The 14,836-nt window shown below is 71.5% G+C and carries 14 protein-coding genes and 1 pseudogene; 5 read left to right on the top strand and 10 right to left on the bottom strand.

Annotated features, from left to right (window positions below; genetic code table 11):
- Positions 1-113 precede the first annotated feature (113 nt).
- The 9 genes and pseudogenes from C2865_RS18425 to egtA form a co-directional block, all read right to left on the bottom strand.
- Positions 114-1,016, bottom strand: coding sequence for an ABC transporter substrate-binding protein (locus C2865_RS18425; protein WP_106399719.1), 903 nt, complete (start codon positions 1,014-1,016; stop codon positions 114-116).
- Positions 1,013-1,699, bottom strand: a complete 687-nt coding sequence (locus C2865_RS18420) for an ABC transporter permease (protein ID WP_106399718.1) — start codon at positions 1,697-1,699, stop codon at positions 1,013-1,015. Before C2865_RS18420 ends, C2865_RS18425 begins: the two co-directional genes overlap by 4 nt.
- On the bottom strand, positions 1,696-2,346 hold the full coding sequence (locus C2865_RS18415) for an ABC transporter permease (RefSeq protein ID WP_106399717.1): 651 nt from the start codon (positions 2,344-2,346) through the stop codon (positions 1,696-1,698). The genes C2865_RS18420 and C2865_RS18415 overlap by 4 nt, the downstream gene beginning before the upstream one ends.
- Positions 2,347-2,378: 32 nt before the next feature.
- A pseudogene (locus C2865_RS18410) lies at positions 2,379-3,143 on the bottom strand (ABC transporter ATP-binding protein); the annotation flags it as partial.
- A gap of 35 nt (positions 3,144-3,178) precedes the next feature.
- Positions 3,179-4,195, bottom strand: coding sequence for a LacI family DNA-binding transcriptional regulator (locus tag C2865_RS18405; protein ID WP_106399715.1), 1,017 nt, complete (start codon positions 4,193-4,195; stop codon positions 3,179-3,181).
- Entirely contained in the window at positions 4,195-5,205 is a 1,011-nt protein-coding gene (egtD, locus tag C2865_RS18400) for an L-histidine N(alpha)-methyltransferase (RefSeq protein ID WP_106400051.1), read from the bottom strand. The genes C2865_RS18405 and egtD overlap by 1 nt, the downstream gene beginning before the upstream one ends.
- Positions 5,206-5,212: 7 nt before the next feature.
- Complete coding sequence (gene egtC, locus C2865_RS18395; protein ID WP_106399714.1) at positions 5,213-5,947, bottom strand: ergothioneine biosynthesis protein EgtC; 735 nt, start codon at positions 5,945-5,947, stop codon at positions 5,213-5,215.
- Position 5,948: 1 nt separating this feature from the next.
- Positions 5,949-7,214 (bottom strand): ergothioneine biosynthesis protein EgtB, encoded by a 1,266-nt coding sequence (gene egtB, locus C2865_RS18390; RefSeq protein ID WP_106399713.1) that lies wholly within the window; start codon positions 7,212-7,214, stop codon positions 5,949-5,951.
- On the bottom strand, positions 7,202-8,323 hold the full coding sequence (gene egtA / locus C2865_RS18385; RefSeq protein ID WP_106399712.1) for an ergothioneine biosynthesis glutamate--cysteine ligase EgtA: 1,122 nt from the start codon (positions 8,321-8,323) through the stop codon (positions 7,202-7,204). Before egtA ends, egtB begins: the two co-directional genes overlap by 13 nt.
- A gap of 256 nt (positions 8,324-8,579) precedes the next feature.
- Between egtA and C2865_RS18380 the strand changes: the two genes are divergently transcribed.
- From C2865_RS18380 to C2865_RS18370, 3 genes are read left to right on the top strand one after another with little or no spacing between them, the layout of a single operon-like run.
- Entirely contained in the window at positions 8,580-10,232 is a 1,653-nt protein-coding gene (locus C2865_RS18380) for a serine/threonine-protein kinase (RefSeq protein ID WP_106400050.1), read from the top strand.
- 52 nt (positions 10,233-10,284) lie between these two features.
- A complete protein-coding gene (locus C2865_RS18375; protein WP_157963794.1) occupies positions 10,285-10,542 on the top strand; it encodes a hypothetical protein in 258 nt (85 codons plus the stop codon).
- Between the two features lie 48 nt (positions 10,543-10,590).
- The gene (locus C2865_RS18370) at positions 10,591-11,274 is read left to right on the top strand and encodes a lamin tail domain-containing protein (protein WP_198653412.1); all 684 of its coding nucleotides are present in this window, start codon (positions 10,591-10,593) and stop codon (positions 11,272-11,274) included.
- Positions 11,275-11,324: 50 nt separating this feature from the next.
- On the opposite strand, the gene C2865_RS40820 is transcribed toward C2865_RS18370, so the two are convergent.
- Positions 11,325-13,034: an NAD(P)H-binding protein gene (locus tag C2865_RS40820; RefSeq protein ID WP_106399709.1), complete on the bottom strand. Its 1,710-nt coding sequence runs from the start codon at positions 13,032-13,034 to the stop codon at positions 11,325-11,327.
- A gap of 114 nt (positions 13,035-13,148) precedes the next feature.
- Here C2865_RS40820 and C2865_RS18360 point away from each other — a divergent pair, with 114 nt between their 5' ends.
- Both C2865_RS18360 and C2865_RS18355 read left to right on the top strand, forming a co-directional pair.
- Positions 13,149-14,111, top strand: coding sequence for an AraC family transcriptional regulator (locus C2865_RS18360; RefSeq protein ID WP_106399708.1), 963 nt, complete (start codon positions 13,149-13,151; stop codon positions 14,109-14,111).
- A 5-nt stretch (positions 14,112-14,116) separates the two neighbouring features.
- Positions 14,117-14,821, top strand: a complete 705-nt coding sequence (locus C2865_RS18355; RefSeq protein ID WP_106399707.1) for a hypothetical protein — start codon at positions 14,117-14,119, stop codon at positions 14,819-14,821.
- Positions 14,822-14,836: the final 15 nt, after the last annotated feature.

Below are 14,836 nucleotides of genomic sequence, written 5' to 3'. Positions count from 1 at the left end.
CAGAAGGACGCCGTGTTCGCGGGCTTTGCCCGGGCCCGCGAACACGGCGCACCGTCCCGCAGGCGGGCCGGCCGATCCGCAGCGGTCGGCCGGCCCTTCCGGTCTCCTCCCCGTCAGACCGGGTGCGCGTCCAGCCACTCGGCGGCGACCTTGGCCGGGTCGGTCTTGTCGACGGCGACCTTCTTCATCATCTCCTGGAGCCCCTCGGTGGTGAGCTGGGCCGAGAGCCCGTCCAGCGCCTCCGCCGCGGCCGGGTCGATGCCGTCCTCGCGGACGAGGGGGGTGACGTTCTGCAGGCCGAAGACGCCCTTGGTGTCCTCCAGCACCACCAGGCCGTCCAGGACGATGGCGGGGTTGGCGGTGAAGACGTTGCCGACCTGGACCTTGTCGCTCTTGAGCCAGGTGGGGATGTTGCCGCCGCCGGAGCGGTCGGGGACCCATTCCTTGAACGTCAGGCCGTAGACGTCGGTCAGCTTGTCCTTGAAGCGCTGCTCGAAGGGGGCGGGGCCGCCGACGGTCAGCTCGCCGGCCGCGTCCTTGAGGTCCTCGATCGTCTTCAGGCCGTGCTTCTCGGCGGTCTCGGACGTGACGGTCAGCGAGTCGTTGTCCTGGGCCTCCGCCGACTTCAGCAGCTTCAGACCGGCCGGGAGCTTGGCGGATGCCGCCTGGTTCGTCTCCTCGGTCGTGGCGGGCAGCTCGGCCTCGGGGTCGAGGTAGGCCAGCAGCGCGCCGTTGTACTCCGGCAGGACGGTCAGCTCGCCGTTCTCCAGCAGCTTGTAGTAGACCTCGCGCTCGCCGATGCCGAGCTTGCGCTCGACCTTCAGGCCCTTGTCCTCCAGGGCTCCGGCGTACAGCTCGGCGAGCAGGATGTTGCCGGGGAAGGCCGCGGAGCCGACCACGACGGTCTTGCCGTCGGTGCTTCCCGTACTGTCGAGGGGGTTGTCCTCGCTGCCGCCGCAACCCGCCGCGAACGTCGCCAGCAGGGCGGCGCCCAGCAGGATCTTCAGGGGTCTCATACGGGGGTTTCCTTTCGGTTGTTCGATTCCTGCCGCAGCCCTCGGGGGGTGAGGAGCCGGCCGGCGTAGGTGAAGAGGATCTGGACGGCGACCGCGAGCAGCACCACCAGGAGCGAGCCGCCCACCGCGGCGCCGTACTGGCGCAGCAGGATGCCGTCCATGAGGTAGCCGCCGAGGCCGCCGAGGTTGATGTAGGCGGCGATGGTGGCGGTCGCGACCACCTGGACCGCCGCGGTGCGCACCCCCGTCATCACCAGGGGCACCGCGACGGGCAGCTCCACCCGCAGCAGGACCTGCCGCCCGGTCATGCCCATGCCGAGGGCGGCGTCCCGCACCCGCGGGTCGACCTGGCGGACGCCCTCGTAGGTGTTGACCAGCACCGGCGGGATCGCCAGCGCCACCAGCGGGATCAGGGCGGCCAGTTCGCTGCCGGCGCTCAGCAGGAAGATGAGCACCAGCAGGCCCAGGGTGGGCAGCGCGCGGAAGCCGTTGGCGGTGTTGATCACGGTGAAGGCGGTGCGCCGTCCGGAGTGCGCCAGCAGCAGCCCGAGCGGCAGCCCGACGAGCACGGCCACGGCGAGGACCAGGAGGGTGTAGCCGAGGTGCTCGGCGAGCCGGACGGGGATGCCGTCGGGGCCGTGCCAGTGCGCGCCGTCGGTCAGCCAGCGCCAGCCGTCGTTCATCGGGGGCTCCAGGGGGTGAGGAGCCGCTGGAGCAGTACCAGCGCCAGGTCGAACAGCACGGCCAGGGCGATGGTCAGCACGATCCCGGCCAGCACGGGGGTGGTGAACTGCAGGTCGAAGCCGGTCTTGAACAGGGAGCCGAGCCCGCCGATGCCGACCAGCGCGCCCACGCTCACCAGGCTGATGTTGGAGACGGTCGCGACGCGCAGGCCCGCGATGATGACGGGCACCGCGATCGGCAGCTCGACCGCGACGAGGCGGCGCAGCGGGGTGTAGCCCATCGCGGTGGCCGCCTGCCGGGTTCCTTCGGGCACCTGGCGCAGCCCGTCGACGACGTTGGGCACCAGGACGGCCAGGGTGTAGAGGGTGAGCGGGATGACGACCGTCCAGATGCTGAGGCCGGTGTAGTCGAGCAGCACCAGGAACAGGGCGAGGGACGGCAGCGCGTAGAGGATGTTGACGGCCGTCAGCACCGGCGTGTACAGCACGCGCCAGCGTGCGCACAGCACGCCCAGCGGCACCGAGACGAGCAGGCCGAGCAGGACGGGCAGCAGCGAGAGCTTCAGGTGTTCGACGGTGAGCTCGCCGAACAGGGCGTAGTGGTCGTGGATCCAGTTCCAGCGGACCAGGGGTTCGTTCTCGTTCACGCGCCCCGCACCCGTTCCTGCTCCAGCTCGCGGAAGAGGCGGAGCTTGCGCAGGCCGTGCTCGCCGCCGAGGAAGTCGGTGACGAAGCCCTTCTCGGGAGCGGCGAGCAGCTCTTCGGGGGTGGCGATCTGGGCGAGCCTGCCGCCCTGGGCGAAGACCGCCACGCGGTGGCCGAGGCGGAGCGCCTCCTCGATGTCGTGGGTGACGAACACGATGGTCTTGGGGGTGCCCGCGCCCGCGGTGAGCTCCGTCTGCAGGCGCAGGAACTCCTCCTGCAGGCTGTTCCTGACGATGGGGTCGACGGCGCTGAAGGGCTCGTCCATCAGCAGGACGGGCGGGTCGGCGGCCAGGGCGCGGGCCACGCCGACGCGTTGCTGCTGGCCGCCGGACAGCTGGTGGGGGTAGCGGCGGGCCAGCGCGGCGTCGAGGCCGACGAGCCCGAGCAGCTCCGCGGCGCGGGCCCGCGCCTTCTTCTTGTCCCAGCCCAGGAGGCGGGGCACCGTGGCGATGTTGTCCACGACGGTGCGGTGGGGGAAGAGGCCGCCGTGCTGGATCACGTAGCCGATGCCGCGCCGCAGCTCCGCGGGGTCGCGGCCGAGCACGTCGACGCCGTCGATCTCGATGGTGCCGCCCGTGGGCTCGACCATGCGGTTGATCATGCGCAGGGTGGTGGTCTTGCCGCAGCCGGAGGGGCCGACCAGGACGGTGATCTCACCGGTGGCCAGGGTGAGGTCGAGCCCGTCGACGGCGACGGTGCCATCGGCGTACTTCTTGCTCACGCCGCTGAAGGTGATCAAGGTCGTTACCTTAGTTCTCTACTTTATCCACGGGTTTAGTAAGGATGAGCCCTCCCGAGGATTCTGCTGGTGGACTCCCTCGGGCACAACACCGGGGAGCGCACGATCCTGCCGGGAGAACGTTCCTCGACCGCGGCGAGCACCAGGGAGACCGCGTCGGCCGCCACCCCCGGCAGGTCCCAGTCGACCGTGGTGAGCGGCGGCGTCGGCAGCACCGACAGGGCGTGCGCGTCATAGCCGCACACCGACAGCTCGTCCGGGACGGACAGGCCCAGCTCGCCCGCCGCCAGGTAGACGCCGTAGGCGATGGAGTCGGAGAAGCAGAAGACCGCGCTCGGCCTGTCCCGGCGCACCAGCAGCCCGCGGGCCGCGGCCGTGGCCTCCGGCAGCGCCGAGCGGGCGACCGCCACCTCCACCTCCAGGCCGAGCCGCCGCGCCTCGGCTCTGACGTGCACGTCCGCCGGGCGGTCGGGGGTGCGCTCCAGGGTGGAGGTGAGCACCCCGATCCGGCGGTGGCCCAGGCCGTGCAGGTGCTCCAGTGCCAGCGTCACCCCGGCGCGGTTGTCGAAGACCACCTCGCCGTGCGGGTTGCCGGCCAGCGCGTCACCGACCGAGACCACCGGCAGCGCCTCGGCCAGCTCCGCCCAGGCCGGGGCGGACGGGTCGACGGGCTGCACGATCAGCCCGTCGACCCGCTGCTCGCGCAGCCGCCCCGCCAGCTCCAGCTCGCGGCCCGGATCGTCGGCGGCGTCCAGGACGATGGCGTACCTGCCCTCCTCCAGCAGGGCGCGGCCGATCCCGACCGCCAGCTCCTGCTGCCAGAAGTCGGCCAGCGACCCGCACAGCAGGCCGACCATGCCCGTCCTGCCGCTGGCCAGGGCGCGGGCGATGGGGTGCGCCCGGTAGCCGAGCTCGTCGGCCGCCGCACGCACCCGCTTCTGCGTCTCGGCCGAGGTGTGGACGCCCCGCAACGCGTAGGAGACGGCCGCGGGAGACAGGCCCGTCACCCGGGCCAGCTCCCGGATCGTGACTCTCCGTCCGGGCTTCGGCATCACCCCACCGTAAGCGGACCCGCCGACGTTTTCTCCGAATCGTGATCTCCTCGTGGCCTGGCGAGGGTGAGGGAGAAATCACCTTCCGGATCCGTCCAGAAGGCGGCGAGGGCGTAACCCGCCGCGGCGAGCTCGGCCTCCAGCCGTTCCGGGCGGAACTTCGCGGAGATCTCGGTGCGCATCTCCTCGCCGTCGGCGAAGTGCACGCTCAGGTCGAGCGCGCCGATCCGCGCCTCCTGGCGGGCTCGGGAGCGCAGGCGCATCTCGATCCACTCGTTCTCCGGGTCCCAGACGGCGACGTGGTCGAACGCCTCCGGCACGAAGTCGGCGTCCAGGTGGCCGTTGATGACCCGCAGCACGTTGCGGTTGAACTCCGCGGTGACGCCGCTCTCGTCGTCGTAGGCGCGCACCAGGCGCTTCTCGTCCTTGACGAGGTCGGCGCCGAGCAGCAGGGCGTCGTCGGGGCCGAGCGTCCCCCGGATCGCGGACAGGAACGCATGCCGCTCCTCGGGCACCATGTTGCCGATCGTCCCGCCGAGGAAGGCGACGAGTTCGCGCGGCCCGCCCCGGATCAGGGACAGGTGCCGCTCGTAGTCGGCGGCCACCGGGCGCACCTCGAGACCCGGGTACTCGGCGGCGATCTTCTCCGCGGCGTCCACCAGGTAGTCGCCGCTGACGTCCACCGGGACGTAGGTCTCCAGCCCGGCCGCGCCCAGCGCGTCGAGCAGCAGGCGGGTCTTCTCCCCCGAGCCGGCGCCCAGCTCGACGAGCGTGCGCGCGCCCGTCAGGGCGGCGATCTCGCCGGCGCGGGCGGCGAGGATCGCCCGTTCCCGCCGGGTCGGGTAGTACTCCTCCAACCGGGTGATCTCGGTGAACAGCTCGCTGCCGCGGTCGTCGTAGAACCACTTGGGCGGCAGGGTCTTGGGTTCGGCGGTCAGCCCCGCGGCGACGTCCGCGCGCAGCGCCTCCTCCAGGTCCTCCGGTTTCAGGAAATGCTCGATCCGCATGATTGCCCCCTTAACTGAGTGGGTGGACGGTGACGCCGTCCCGGTCCGCGAAGACCAGGGAACGGTCGGGGATCCGCTGCCAGGCGGGGCTGTCGTCGTAGGGTTCGGAGGCCAGGACGACGGCGTGGTCGGCCGAACGGGCGAACAGGCTGTCGCCCCAGGTCGTCGCGGCCAGCGAGACGCCGTCGGACGCCAGCAGGTTGTAGCGGCCGGGCGCGATCGCGGTGACCGTCCGGACGGTCTCGGCCAGCCCTTCGGCGAGGCCCAGTCCGCCCCGCCAGGCGCGTACGGCGCGGGCGAACAGCAGCGCCGAATCGAGCGGGGCGCGGGCCTCGGGGACCAGCGAGAGGTCTCCGGCGAGCTCGCGGAGCTCGGCCTCCACCGCGCCGAACCCCTCGACCTTGCCGTTGTGGCTGAACAGCCAGCGTTCGCAGCGGAACGGCTGGGCACTGGACTCGTCGACGGGGAAGCCGACGGTCGCGCTGCGCACGGCCGCCACCGCGCACGGGCTCTGCAGGATCTCGCTGAGTTCGGCGAACGACACGTCCGTCCACATCGGCTGGGACCTGCGGTAGCGGACGAGCCTGTCCCCCGCGTACCAGCCGACGCCGAAACCGTCGGCGTTCAGGACGTTGCCGACGTTCAGCTTGGGGGCGTAGGACTGGCGTTCCAGGGAGTGCGCGGGCCCGTAGACCAGGGAGTGCAGGCTGCGGGGCGGGCCCAGATAGGCCAGGTGTCTGCACAAGTCAGGCGCTCCTCGCGCAGCGGAAACCGGCGAAGATCTGACGGCGGATCGGGAGGTCCCAGTTGCGGAACGTGGTGCGGGCGGCCGTCGGGTCCGTCGCCCAGGAACCACCGCGCAGGACCTTGTAGTCGTGGCCGAAGAAGACCTCGGAGTACTCCTTGTACGGGTGGGCGCGGAAGCCGGGATAGCCGTGAAAGGCCGTGGACGTCCACTCCCACACGTCGCCGACGAGCTGCCGCACGCCGGACGGGGAGGCTCCCTCGGGGTGGGAGCCGACCGCGGAGGGCTGGAGGCGCCGCTGGCCGAGGTTGGCGCGGCCCGGCAGGTACTCGTCGCCCCACGGGTACCTGCTGGCCTTCTGCGCCTCGGGGTCCCAGCTCGCGGCCTTCTCCCACTCGGCCTCCGTCGGCAGGCGCTTGCCCGCCCAGCGGGCGTAGGCGTCGGCCTCGTACCAGCAGACGTGCTGGACGGGCTGGTCGAACGGCACCGGCTCCACGTCGCCGAACCGGCGGCGCAGCCACACGCCCTCCTTGAACCAGAAGGCGGGGGCCGTGATCCGCTTGCTCTGCCGCCACCTCCAGCCCTCGGGATGCCACCAGCGCTCGTCGTCGTAGCCGCCCGACTCCAGGAAGGCCAGGTAGTCGCCGTTGCTCACCGGAACGGTGTCGATGAAGTACGCCGGGAGGTCTACCCGGTGCGCGGGGCGTTCGTTGTCGTAGGCGGCGGCGTCGAGGGTGCCCATGGTGAAGGGGCCCGCGGGGATGCGGGTCTCGGGGGTCCAGGGGTCGGTCCCGGCGGTTCCGGCGGGGAGGCCGTCCTCGCGCAGGGGGGAGGGCGCCCTGCGGAGCTGGTGGGTGGCGAGCATGGTCTCGTCGTGCTGGTGCTCGTGCTGGATGACCATCTCGAAGAGGGGGACGTTCTCCGGGCGCAGCCCCTCCAGGGTGTCCAGGACCTTGTTCCGCACCGTCCCGATGTAGGCGCGGGCCTCGCCGGGTGGCAGCAGCGGCAGCGACGGGCGGGTCGCCCGGGGGTGTTCGAAGGCGTCGTAGAGGGTGTCGATCTCCGGGCGCATCGGCTCGATGCCGACGGCCTCGCGCAGCAGCCACAGCTCCTCGTAGTTGCCGACGTGCGCCAGGTCCCACACCAGCGGGGACATCAGCGGCGACACCTGGGAGACCAGGTCGGCGTCGTCCAGGGAGGTCAGCAGATGGCTCCGCTCCCGTGCCGCGATCAGCTCCGCGGCGAGTCGTTCCTTCAGCGCGTCCACGCGTACTCCTCGATGTCGTCGGCCGGACACAGGCCTCGGGCGACATAGCGGTCGGCGTACTGTTCGGCCAGGTCCTTCAGCGGTCCGGCGAGCGCCGCGCAGGCCGCTTCGAAGCAGGCCAGCGCGGCCTTGGCCAGGGCCGGGTCGCGCAGCCCGTCCCGCGCCGCCCGCGTCCACAGCCCCGCGACGGGCTCGGCCGCGGCCTCGGCGGCGTCCGGGACGAGGTCGACGAGGGCGGAGGCCACCGCGACGGGCACCCGCCAGTACGGCTCGGGCAGCGCGTCGATCATCCGCAGCTCCAGCCAGCCCTGCGGGCGGACCGGCGGGAAGAGGGTGGTCAGGTGGTAGGCGAAGTCGTCCAGGGTGGGCTCGCCGGTGCGCATCCACTCCCGGAACGTCATGCCGGGCCCGACGATCCAGCTCTCGCCCCGCATCAGCATGAGCGGCGCGTCGAGCGCGTACCGCGCCCACGCCTCCTCGGGGTCGTCCCCGACCGGGGCGGTCGTGCGGGCCGGGTCCAGCCGCGCCCACACGGCCTGCCGCGTCGACCGCCAGCCCGTCCGCCGCCCGCACCACACCGGCGAGTTGGCGAACGCGGCGATCAGCACCGGCCCGAGCCGGTGCGCGAGCCGCCACCTGCGCGCCGCCTGCCCGGCCGTCCCGATGTCCAGGCAGACCTGGACGGACGCGGTGGAGCACATCATCGTCAGGTCCCCGAAGTACCCGCTCATGCAGCGGTACCGCAGCTCGTCCAGCTGCATCCGCGCCGGCCGGACGGGATCGACCCCGGCCCCCAGGAGCTCGATCCCCCGCACCCGCCTGTGCACCTCGGCCAGGTCCGCGGTGAGCGCCGCGCACACCGCCTCGGCCCCCCGCAGCGCCCGCGAGCTGAGCTCCAGCTGCCCGCCGGGCTCGAAGGTCACCTTGCTGCCGCCGGGCAGCGGCCGCCGCGTCAGCGGCCCCCGCAGCCTCCCGAGCGGCACCTGCTCCCCCGGCCTCCCCCGGTCCACCACCAGCCACTCGGTCTCGGCCCCCACCAGCCCCGGCGGCCCCTTCTTGAAACAGACACCCCGCACGTGCTCCCGCACGTCGTCCTCACTCAGGGACATCCGGCCTCCCGGTCTCTCGGTCCTCACGACCTTCCCTGGTGAACCGGATCAGCTATCCCCCCAAACCCCAAAAATTTGCTGAATCAAGGACGAACACCCCGCAGCAAGCACAGTCCGCAGCGCGCCCGTTCGAAAATCCAGAATCAACACATTGATCACTCGATCCCGAATCCCCCGGCCTCTATGATCGTCGCGATTCCGAGAATTCCACGAGCGGCTCGTGCCCGCCATGCGAGCCGAGCCCCTGGAGGCGAGCATGCGATCCCCGGTCTACGAGCCGCTGTCGGACGCCGATCCCCGTGGGATCGGCGGTTACCGTGTCGTCGCCCGGCTCGGTGCCGGCGGTATGGGCAGGGTCTTCCTCGCCACCACCCAGAGCGGTCGGCGACTCGCCATCAAGATCATCCGCCCCGAGTTCGCCGACGACCCCGAGTTCCGCCGCAGGTTCGCCCAGGAGGTCACCGCTGCCCAGCGGGTCCAGAACTTCTACACCGCGCCCGTCATCGACGCCGACCTGACCGGCCCTATGCCCTGGCTGGCGACCGCCCACATTCCAGGGCCTTCCCTCGCCACCGCGATTCACGAATCCGGCCCCCTGCCGGTGGATACCCTGCGGACGCTCGCCGCCGGGGTCGCCGAAGCGCTCCAGGCCATCCACCGCGCCGGCATCGTGCACCGCGACCTCAAACCGTCCAACGTCCTGCTCGCCGCGGACGGCCCCCGGGTCATCGACTTCGGCATCGCTCGCGCCGCCGACGCCACCCCGCTCACCCGCACCAACGGCGCGATCGGCTCGCCCCAGTTCATGGCCCCCGAACAGATCCGCGGCGGCGAACCCACCCCGGCGCTCGACGTCTTCGCCTTCGGCGCCCTGCTCTTCTTCGCCGCCACCGCCCGCAGTCCCTTCGGAGACGGCCCCGCCCAGGCGGTCATGTACCGCATCGCCCAGGAGGAACCCCGGCTCGACGGCTGCCCCGACGAGCTGAAGCCCCTCATCCGGCAGTGCCTGGACAAGGACCCCGCGGCCCGTCCCACCACCGAGCGGCTCCTGACCGAGCTCACCGGCGTCCCGGCGCCGACCTCGACCGACTGGCTCCCCGAAACGCTCACCGCCGCCCTGCGCGGCTACTCGGCCGTCCCCGAACCCGCCCCGCCCGTCTCTCTCCAGCCCACCGCGCCCGGAGGCGCTTCTTCCGCCGGGTTCCCCGGCCACCCGCCGAGCGCTCCGCACGTCCCGATCCAGTTCCCGCACCGGCCCGGGTCTCCCCCGCCCGCACCCGGCGGCGGGCGGACCGCCCTGCTGCTGGGCAGCGGAGCAGTCGTCTTGGTCCTCCTGGCCGCCTTGTTCTTCGTCCTCTCCCAGAAGGACGACGGGAACTCCTCCGACGACCTCCTCGCGCGGCAGCCCGGCACCGAAGACCTCGTACGACCGCCGACCGCCGAGAGCACCCCACCCACCGGGACGCCTGACGCCTCCGCGACCGTGGCCGATCCTTCGGCCTCCGACACGAGCGGTCCCGGCACGATGAAACCTGCGGGAACGTTTCTGAGCGAGCACAAGGGCATCGACATCACCGACGGTTATTCCATCTACTTCACCGATGACCCTCTGCGCCCCAAGAAGCTCGACTGGAATGCTTACGGCAAGTACCAGGGCGACCTCGCCTTCGGAGGGAGCGGCATCTCTGGTGAGAGCAAGTTCGGCGCCATCGAAGCCGGCCAGCCCGCCGACTACGAGACCTGCCATGCGAATACGAAATACATCGAAAACGGCCTCGGCAGTCCAGCGAAGGGGTCGATCTGGTGCGTCTACACCGACACCGACCTCCTGGGGATCATCACCGTCAAGTCCATCGACGCTGACTACCTGACCATCGACCTGAAGGTCTGGCAGGGGCCCGCCGACTGAGCGAGTGCCGTCCGGCGGGCCGTTCTTCGCCGGCCTCGACGAACAGCGACTCATGGACGTCAAGGATTCACACGACCTGGCATGGCAGGCGGACCGGGATCGCAAGTGGGCCGGGGCCTACGTCGGCTTCGTCTCCAAGAAGAAGAGCGTCGGCCTCATCGTCGCCGGCGCCCTACCCGAACTCGGCACCAGTGGCCCAGAGCCCTCTCGGTTCCGGGCTGTCGGCATGTCCGGTCCCGCGCAGAAACGCGTGGGGCGCTTGATGCCTAATTTTGCGAAATTTCCCCCGGCCGCGTGCCGTCTGCCCTAGATTGGCGAGCTCACCAATCGTGTGAATTGGAGTAACATGCGGTCTAGTGTGATCTCTGTCGTCACTATCGTGGCGGTCCTCGGCGGCACCGGGACCACCGCCCTTGCGGCGGCCAAGCCCGCACTGCGGTTCACGAAGATCCAGTACGACGCCCCCGGGGCCGACACCCGGGCCAACTCCCGGCTCAACCAGGAGTACGTCGTGCTCAAGAACACCGGCCGCAAAACGGTACGGCTGAAGAACTGGACCCTGCGCGACGCCCAGAACCACAACTACCGGTTCCCGGCCTTCGCCCTCAAGCCCGGCAAGAGCGTCACCGTCCACACCGGCAAGGGCCGCGACAGCGCGAAGCACCTGTACATGAACCGCGGCTGGTACATCTGGAACAACGACCGGGACACCGCGACCCTCCGCGACGCCCGGGGCACCAAGGTCCTCGTCCGGTCCTGGAGGAAGTCCGCCCCGCCTGCTCCTCCCGCGCCCCCGGCTCCCCCCGCACCTCCCGCACCTCAGCCGCCCGCGCCGCAGCCGCCCGCGCCGCAGCCCCCCGCCCCCCAGCCGCCTGCGCCGCAGCCGCCCGCTCCTCCGGCGCCACCCGCCCCCACGACCGACCCGCGTTACGGCACCTGCGCCGACGCCAAGGCGAACGGCTACGGCCCCTACTACGAGGGCCGGGACCCCGAGTACAACTGGTACACCGACCGTGACAAAGACGGGGTCGTCTGCGAATAGACGCGTCCCGCGCCCCCGACGCGGTCGCCGTTCTCCGCAACCGGCGGTCTTCAGGGAATGAGGGTGATCTTTCCTCGGATCCGGCCGTTCTCGCTTCTGCGGTGGATCGAGGCCAGTTCCGTCAGCGGGTGGGATTCGGCGACGTCGACGGTCAGGTCGCCGTCGTCGACCAAGGCGACGAGCCGCGCGAGCTGGGAGGGGTCGTTGCGGGCCACGAAATGCACGCCGCCGGGCAGCGGTGTGGTGACGGACACCGCCGTACCGCCCGGCCGCAGGAGTGACACCAGTCCGGCGGCGGCGTCCGGGGCGAGCGGGACGAGGTTGAGCACGACGTCCACGCCTCCCGGCAGGGGCTCGGCGGTGTAGTCGACGATCCGGTCGGCGCCGCGGGCGCGGACCGCGGCGGCGCTGCGGGGGCCTGCCGTGGCGATCACGGTGGCTCCCGCGCGCTTGGCCAGCTGGACGGCGAATCCGCCGACCCCTCCCCCGGCTCCGTTGACCAGCACGCGTCGGCCTTCACTCACCTCGGCGTGCTCGAACACCGCCTGCCAGGCGGTCAGCCCGGCGACGGGGAGCGCCGCGGCGTCGGCGAGAGGGATGGTGCGCGGAGCCCTGACCAGGACGTCCGCCGGGACCGTCGCGTACTCGGCGGCGGCCCCGCTGCCGCCGTCCAGCCGGCCGACCACCGCGTCGCCCACGGTCCACCCGGTCGCACCGGGGCCCAGGGACACGATCGTGCCGGAAACGTCCACACCCAGGGTGCACGGCAACGTCACCGGCAGCACATCCTGCAGCAGCCCCAGGCGCAGCCCCACCTCCGACGGGTTGAACGAGGTCGCGGCGACGCGGATGAGCACCTCGCCGGGGCCGGGCGACGGCAGCGGCACCTCCTCGTGGCGGATGACCTCAGGACCTCCGTAGGAGTGGATGCGCGCGGCCCGCATGGTGGTGCGGAAGGCGTGCGCGTGCTCGGCGGCCCAGGAGAGGAACGTGCGCGCGGCGCTCCCGGTGACCTGCTCGACGGTGGTGGTGACCCGTTCGGGGGCGCCGGTCAGCTCGGCTTGTGCGCGCAGGACGTCGTCCACGGCCTCGGACGGCCAGCCGCGGTCGAGCATCCGCCGCCGGGCGTCCTGCGGGGATGCCTCCTCCCAGCGCACCGGCCGGCCGATCGCCTCGCCGATGATGCGCGCCTGCCCGGCCTGGGTCAACCAGTGCGGTCCGGTCAGCTCGTAGACGGCGCCCGCGTGCCCGTCCTCGGTCAGCGCCCGCACGGCGACCGCCGCGATGTCCCGTTCGTGCACCGGGGCCATGGCGGCCTGGCCGAACGGTTCGCGCACCACGTGTCCGGCGCGGATCTGCTCCGCCCAGCGCAGGGCGTTGGCCGCGAAGGCGTGCGGGCGCAGGACCGTCCCTTCCAGGCCGGACCGGGCGATCAGCCGCTCGGCCTCCCGCTCGTGGTCGCGCACGGCCGCCGACGACAGGTAGACCACCCGGCGGGCGTGCCGAGCGGCCGCCTTCAGCAGGGGTTCCAGGCCCTCCGCCGAGGCGAACGGCCAGACCAGGAACACCGCTTCGACGTCCTCGACGGCAGGGTCAAGGGAGCCGGGATCTGAAAGGTCGCCGCGTATGCGCTCGACGGTGGGCGGCAGGGCGGCCGGTCGCCGGGACAACGCGCGGACCTCGGCTCCGGCTTCCAGCAGCTGCGATGTCACATGACGGCCGACTTTGCCGGTCGCCCCGGTGACGAGAATGCGTGGCAAGTGTCTCTCCTCCGAAGGTTTCACTGATCGTCAACCGTAGGGAGGGGGCAGGGGATGAACCATGCTCAAAAAGCTGTGTTTTATACGCGTTCGTCTCGCATAAGATCTTTTCGCATGGATGTGCTCAGCGACGTGGTCGCGCTCCTGCGTACCGGGCGGCCCCGTTCGGCGCGCATCGCCTGGCGGTCCCCGTGGGGGCAGCGCTTTCCCTCGGTGCCCGGCTCCGCAGGCTTCCAGGTGATCTTGCAAGGTTCGTGCTGGCTCATCCCGCCCTCCGGAGGCGAGCCCGTCGCGCTCGGTACCGGCGACGTGGTGTTCTTCCCCCACGGTCACGGATGCGCCCTCGCCGACAGCCCGTCGACACCGCCGGCCGAGCCGCCCTGCGACCCGCTGGAGGACGCCGAGCTCTTCGTCTCCGACTCCGTGGGAAACCACGGCCCGCTCACCGTGACCCTGTGCGGCGGCTACCGGCTCGACCCCCGCCACTCCCACCCGCTCCTGGCCGACCTGCCCGAGTTCGTCCACCTGCCCGCCCGCCCCGGCCACCACCCCGAACTGCGCACGGCCGTCGAGCTGCTGGGCAGCGAGATCGGCGCCCCCCGCCCCGGCGCGGACACCGTCGTTCTCGCGCTGCTCGACATGCTGCTGCTGTACATCCTGCGCGCCTGGTTCGAGGAACTCCCCGCACCGGTGAGGTCCACCGGCTGGGCCAGGGCGCTGACCGACCCCGCCGTCAGCGCCGCACTGCACGCCATGCACCGCGCCCCCGCCGACCCCTGGACCGTCCGGTCCCTCGCCGCCGAAGCGGGCCTGTCCCGAGCCGCCTTCTCCCGCCGCTTCACCACCCTGACCGGCCGCCCGCCCCTGACCTACCTCACGTGGTGGCGCCTGACCCTCGCCGCCGACCTCCTCCACACCACCGACGCCCCCCTCAGCGAAGTGGCCGCCCGCATCGGCTACACCTCCGAATTCGCCTTCGCCAACGCCTTCAAACGCCACCACGGCATCGCCCCCGGCAAATACCGCCGCCAGTCCGGTGCCGGGATTGACGGTCACACAACCTCACAAGGAACCTGACCGCCATGACGAAGGCGTGGCTCCATACCGATCAGCAGCTGCCCCCCGAGACCGAGCTCTACCGAAGCGATCGCTGCTTCCGGCTCTGGGCTTACTCCGTCAGCCACAGCCGACTGCTGCTGCGCAGCAATACCCTCGAGGAGCACGGCAGCACCATCGACATGCTGTTCACGGGGATGGAGGCGGTCAAAACCCGAGCCGCCTACAACGGCCTGGCGATCAGATCCCCCGGGCCTGAGGACATCGCCCGCTTCAAGGACGCGACACCCGGCATCGAGCTTCGTGGCCGCAGGCTCTTCCTGCTGGAGAGCCAGGGCGAAACCGACTATGTCCTGGCCAATGCCGTCGGCTGGCAGGAAGGCGTCCTCGGGTCCACGCGAATGAGCTTCTTCGCCGCCATCGACCCAGAACGACCCGCATGGGCCCGGCACGCACTCGGCCCCGGCTACGAAGCCGGCCTCGCCCTGGCCTCTGCGGAAGAACTCATCAACGCGCTCACCGCGACCGGCACTCCGGCCCGCACAGAGCGCTACCGCGACGTCTACGTCGTCATGGCACGGATGGAACGCGACACCAAGCTAGGAGAACCGCTGATCGAGACCTACGCGGCCGGTGCCTTCCTCACCCGGACCGACGCCGAAGACCTCCACGCCCGCCTGCAGCCGCGCACAGCAGCCTGCTGGATCGAGGAAGTCCCCATCGCGATCTGACACAACGCCCACCTC

This window comes from Actinocorallia populi (assembly GCF_002995495.1).
GTDB lineage: Bacteria > Actinomycetota > Actinomycetes > Streptosporangiales > Streptosporangiaceae > Actinocorallia > Actinocorallia populi.
The sequence above is the reverse complement of the archived record's forward strand: the minus strand, read 5'-3'. Positions and strand labels throughout refer to the sequence as shown.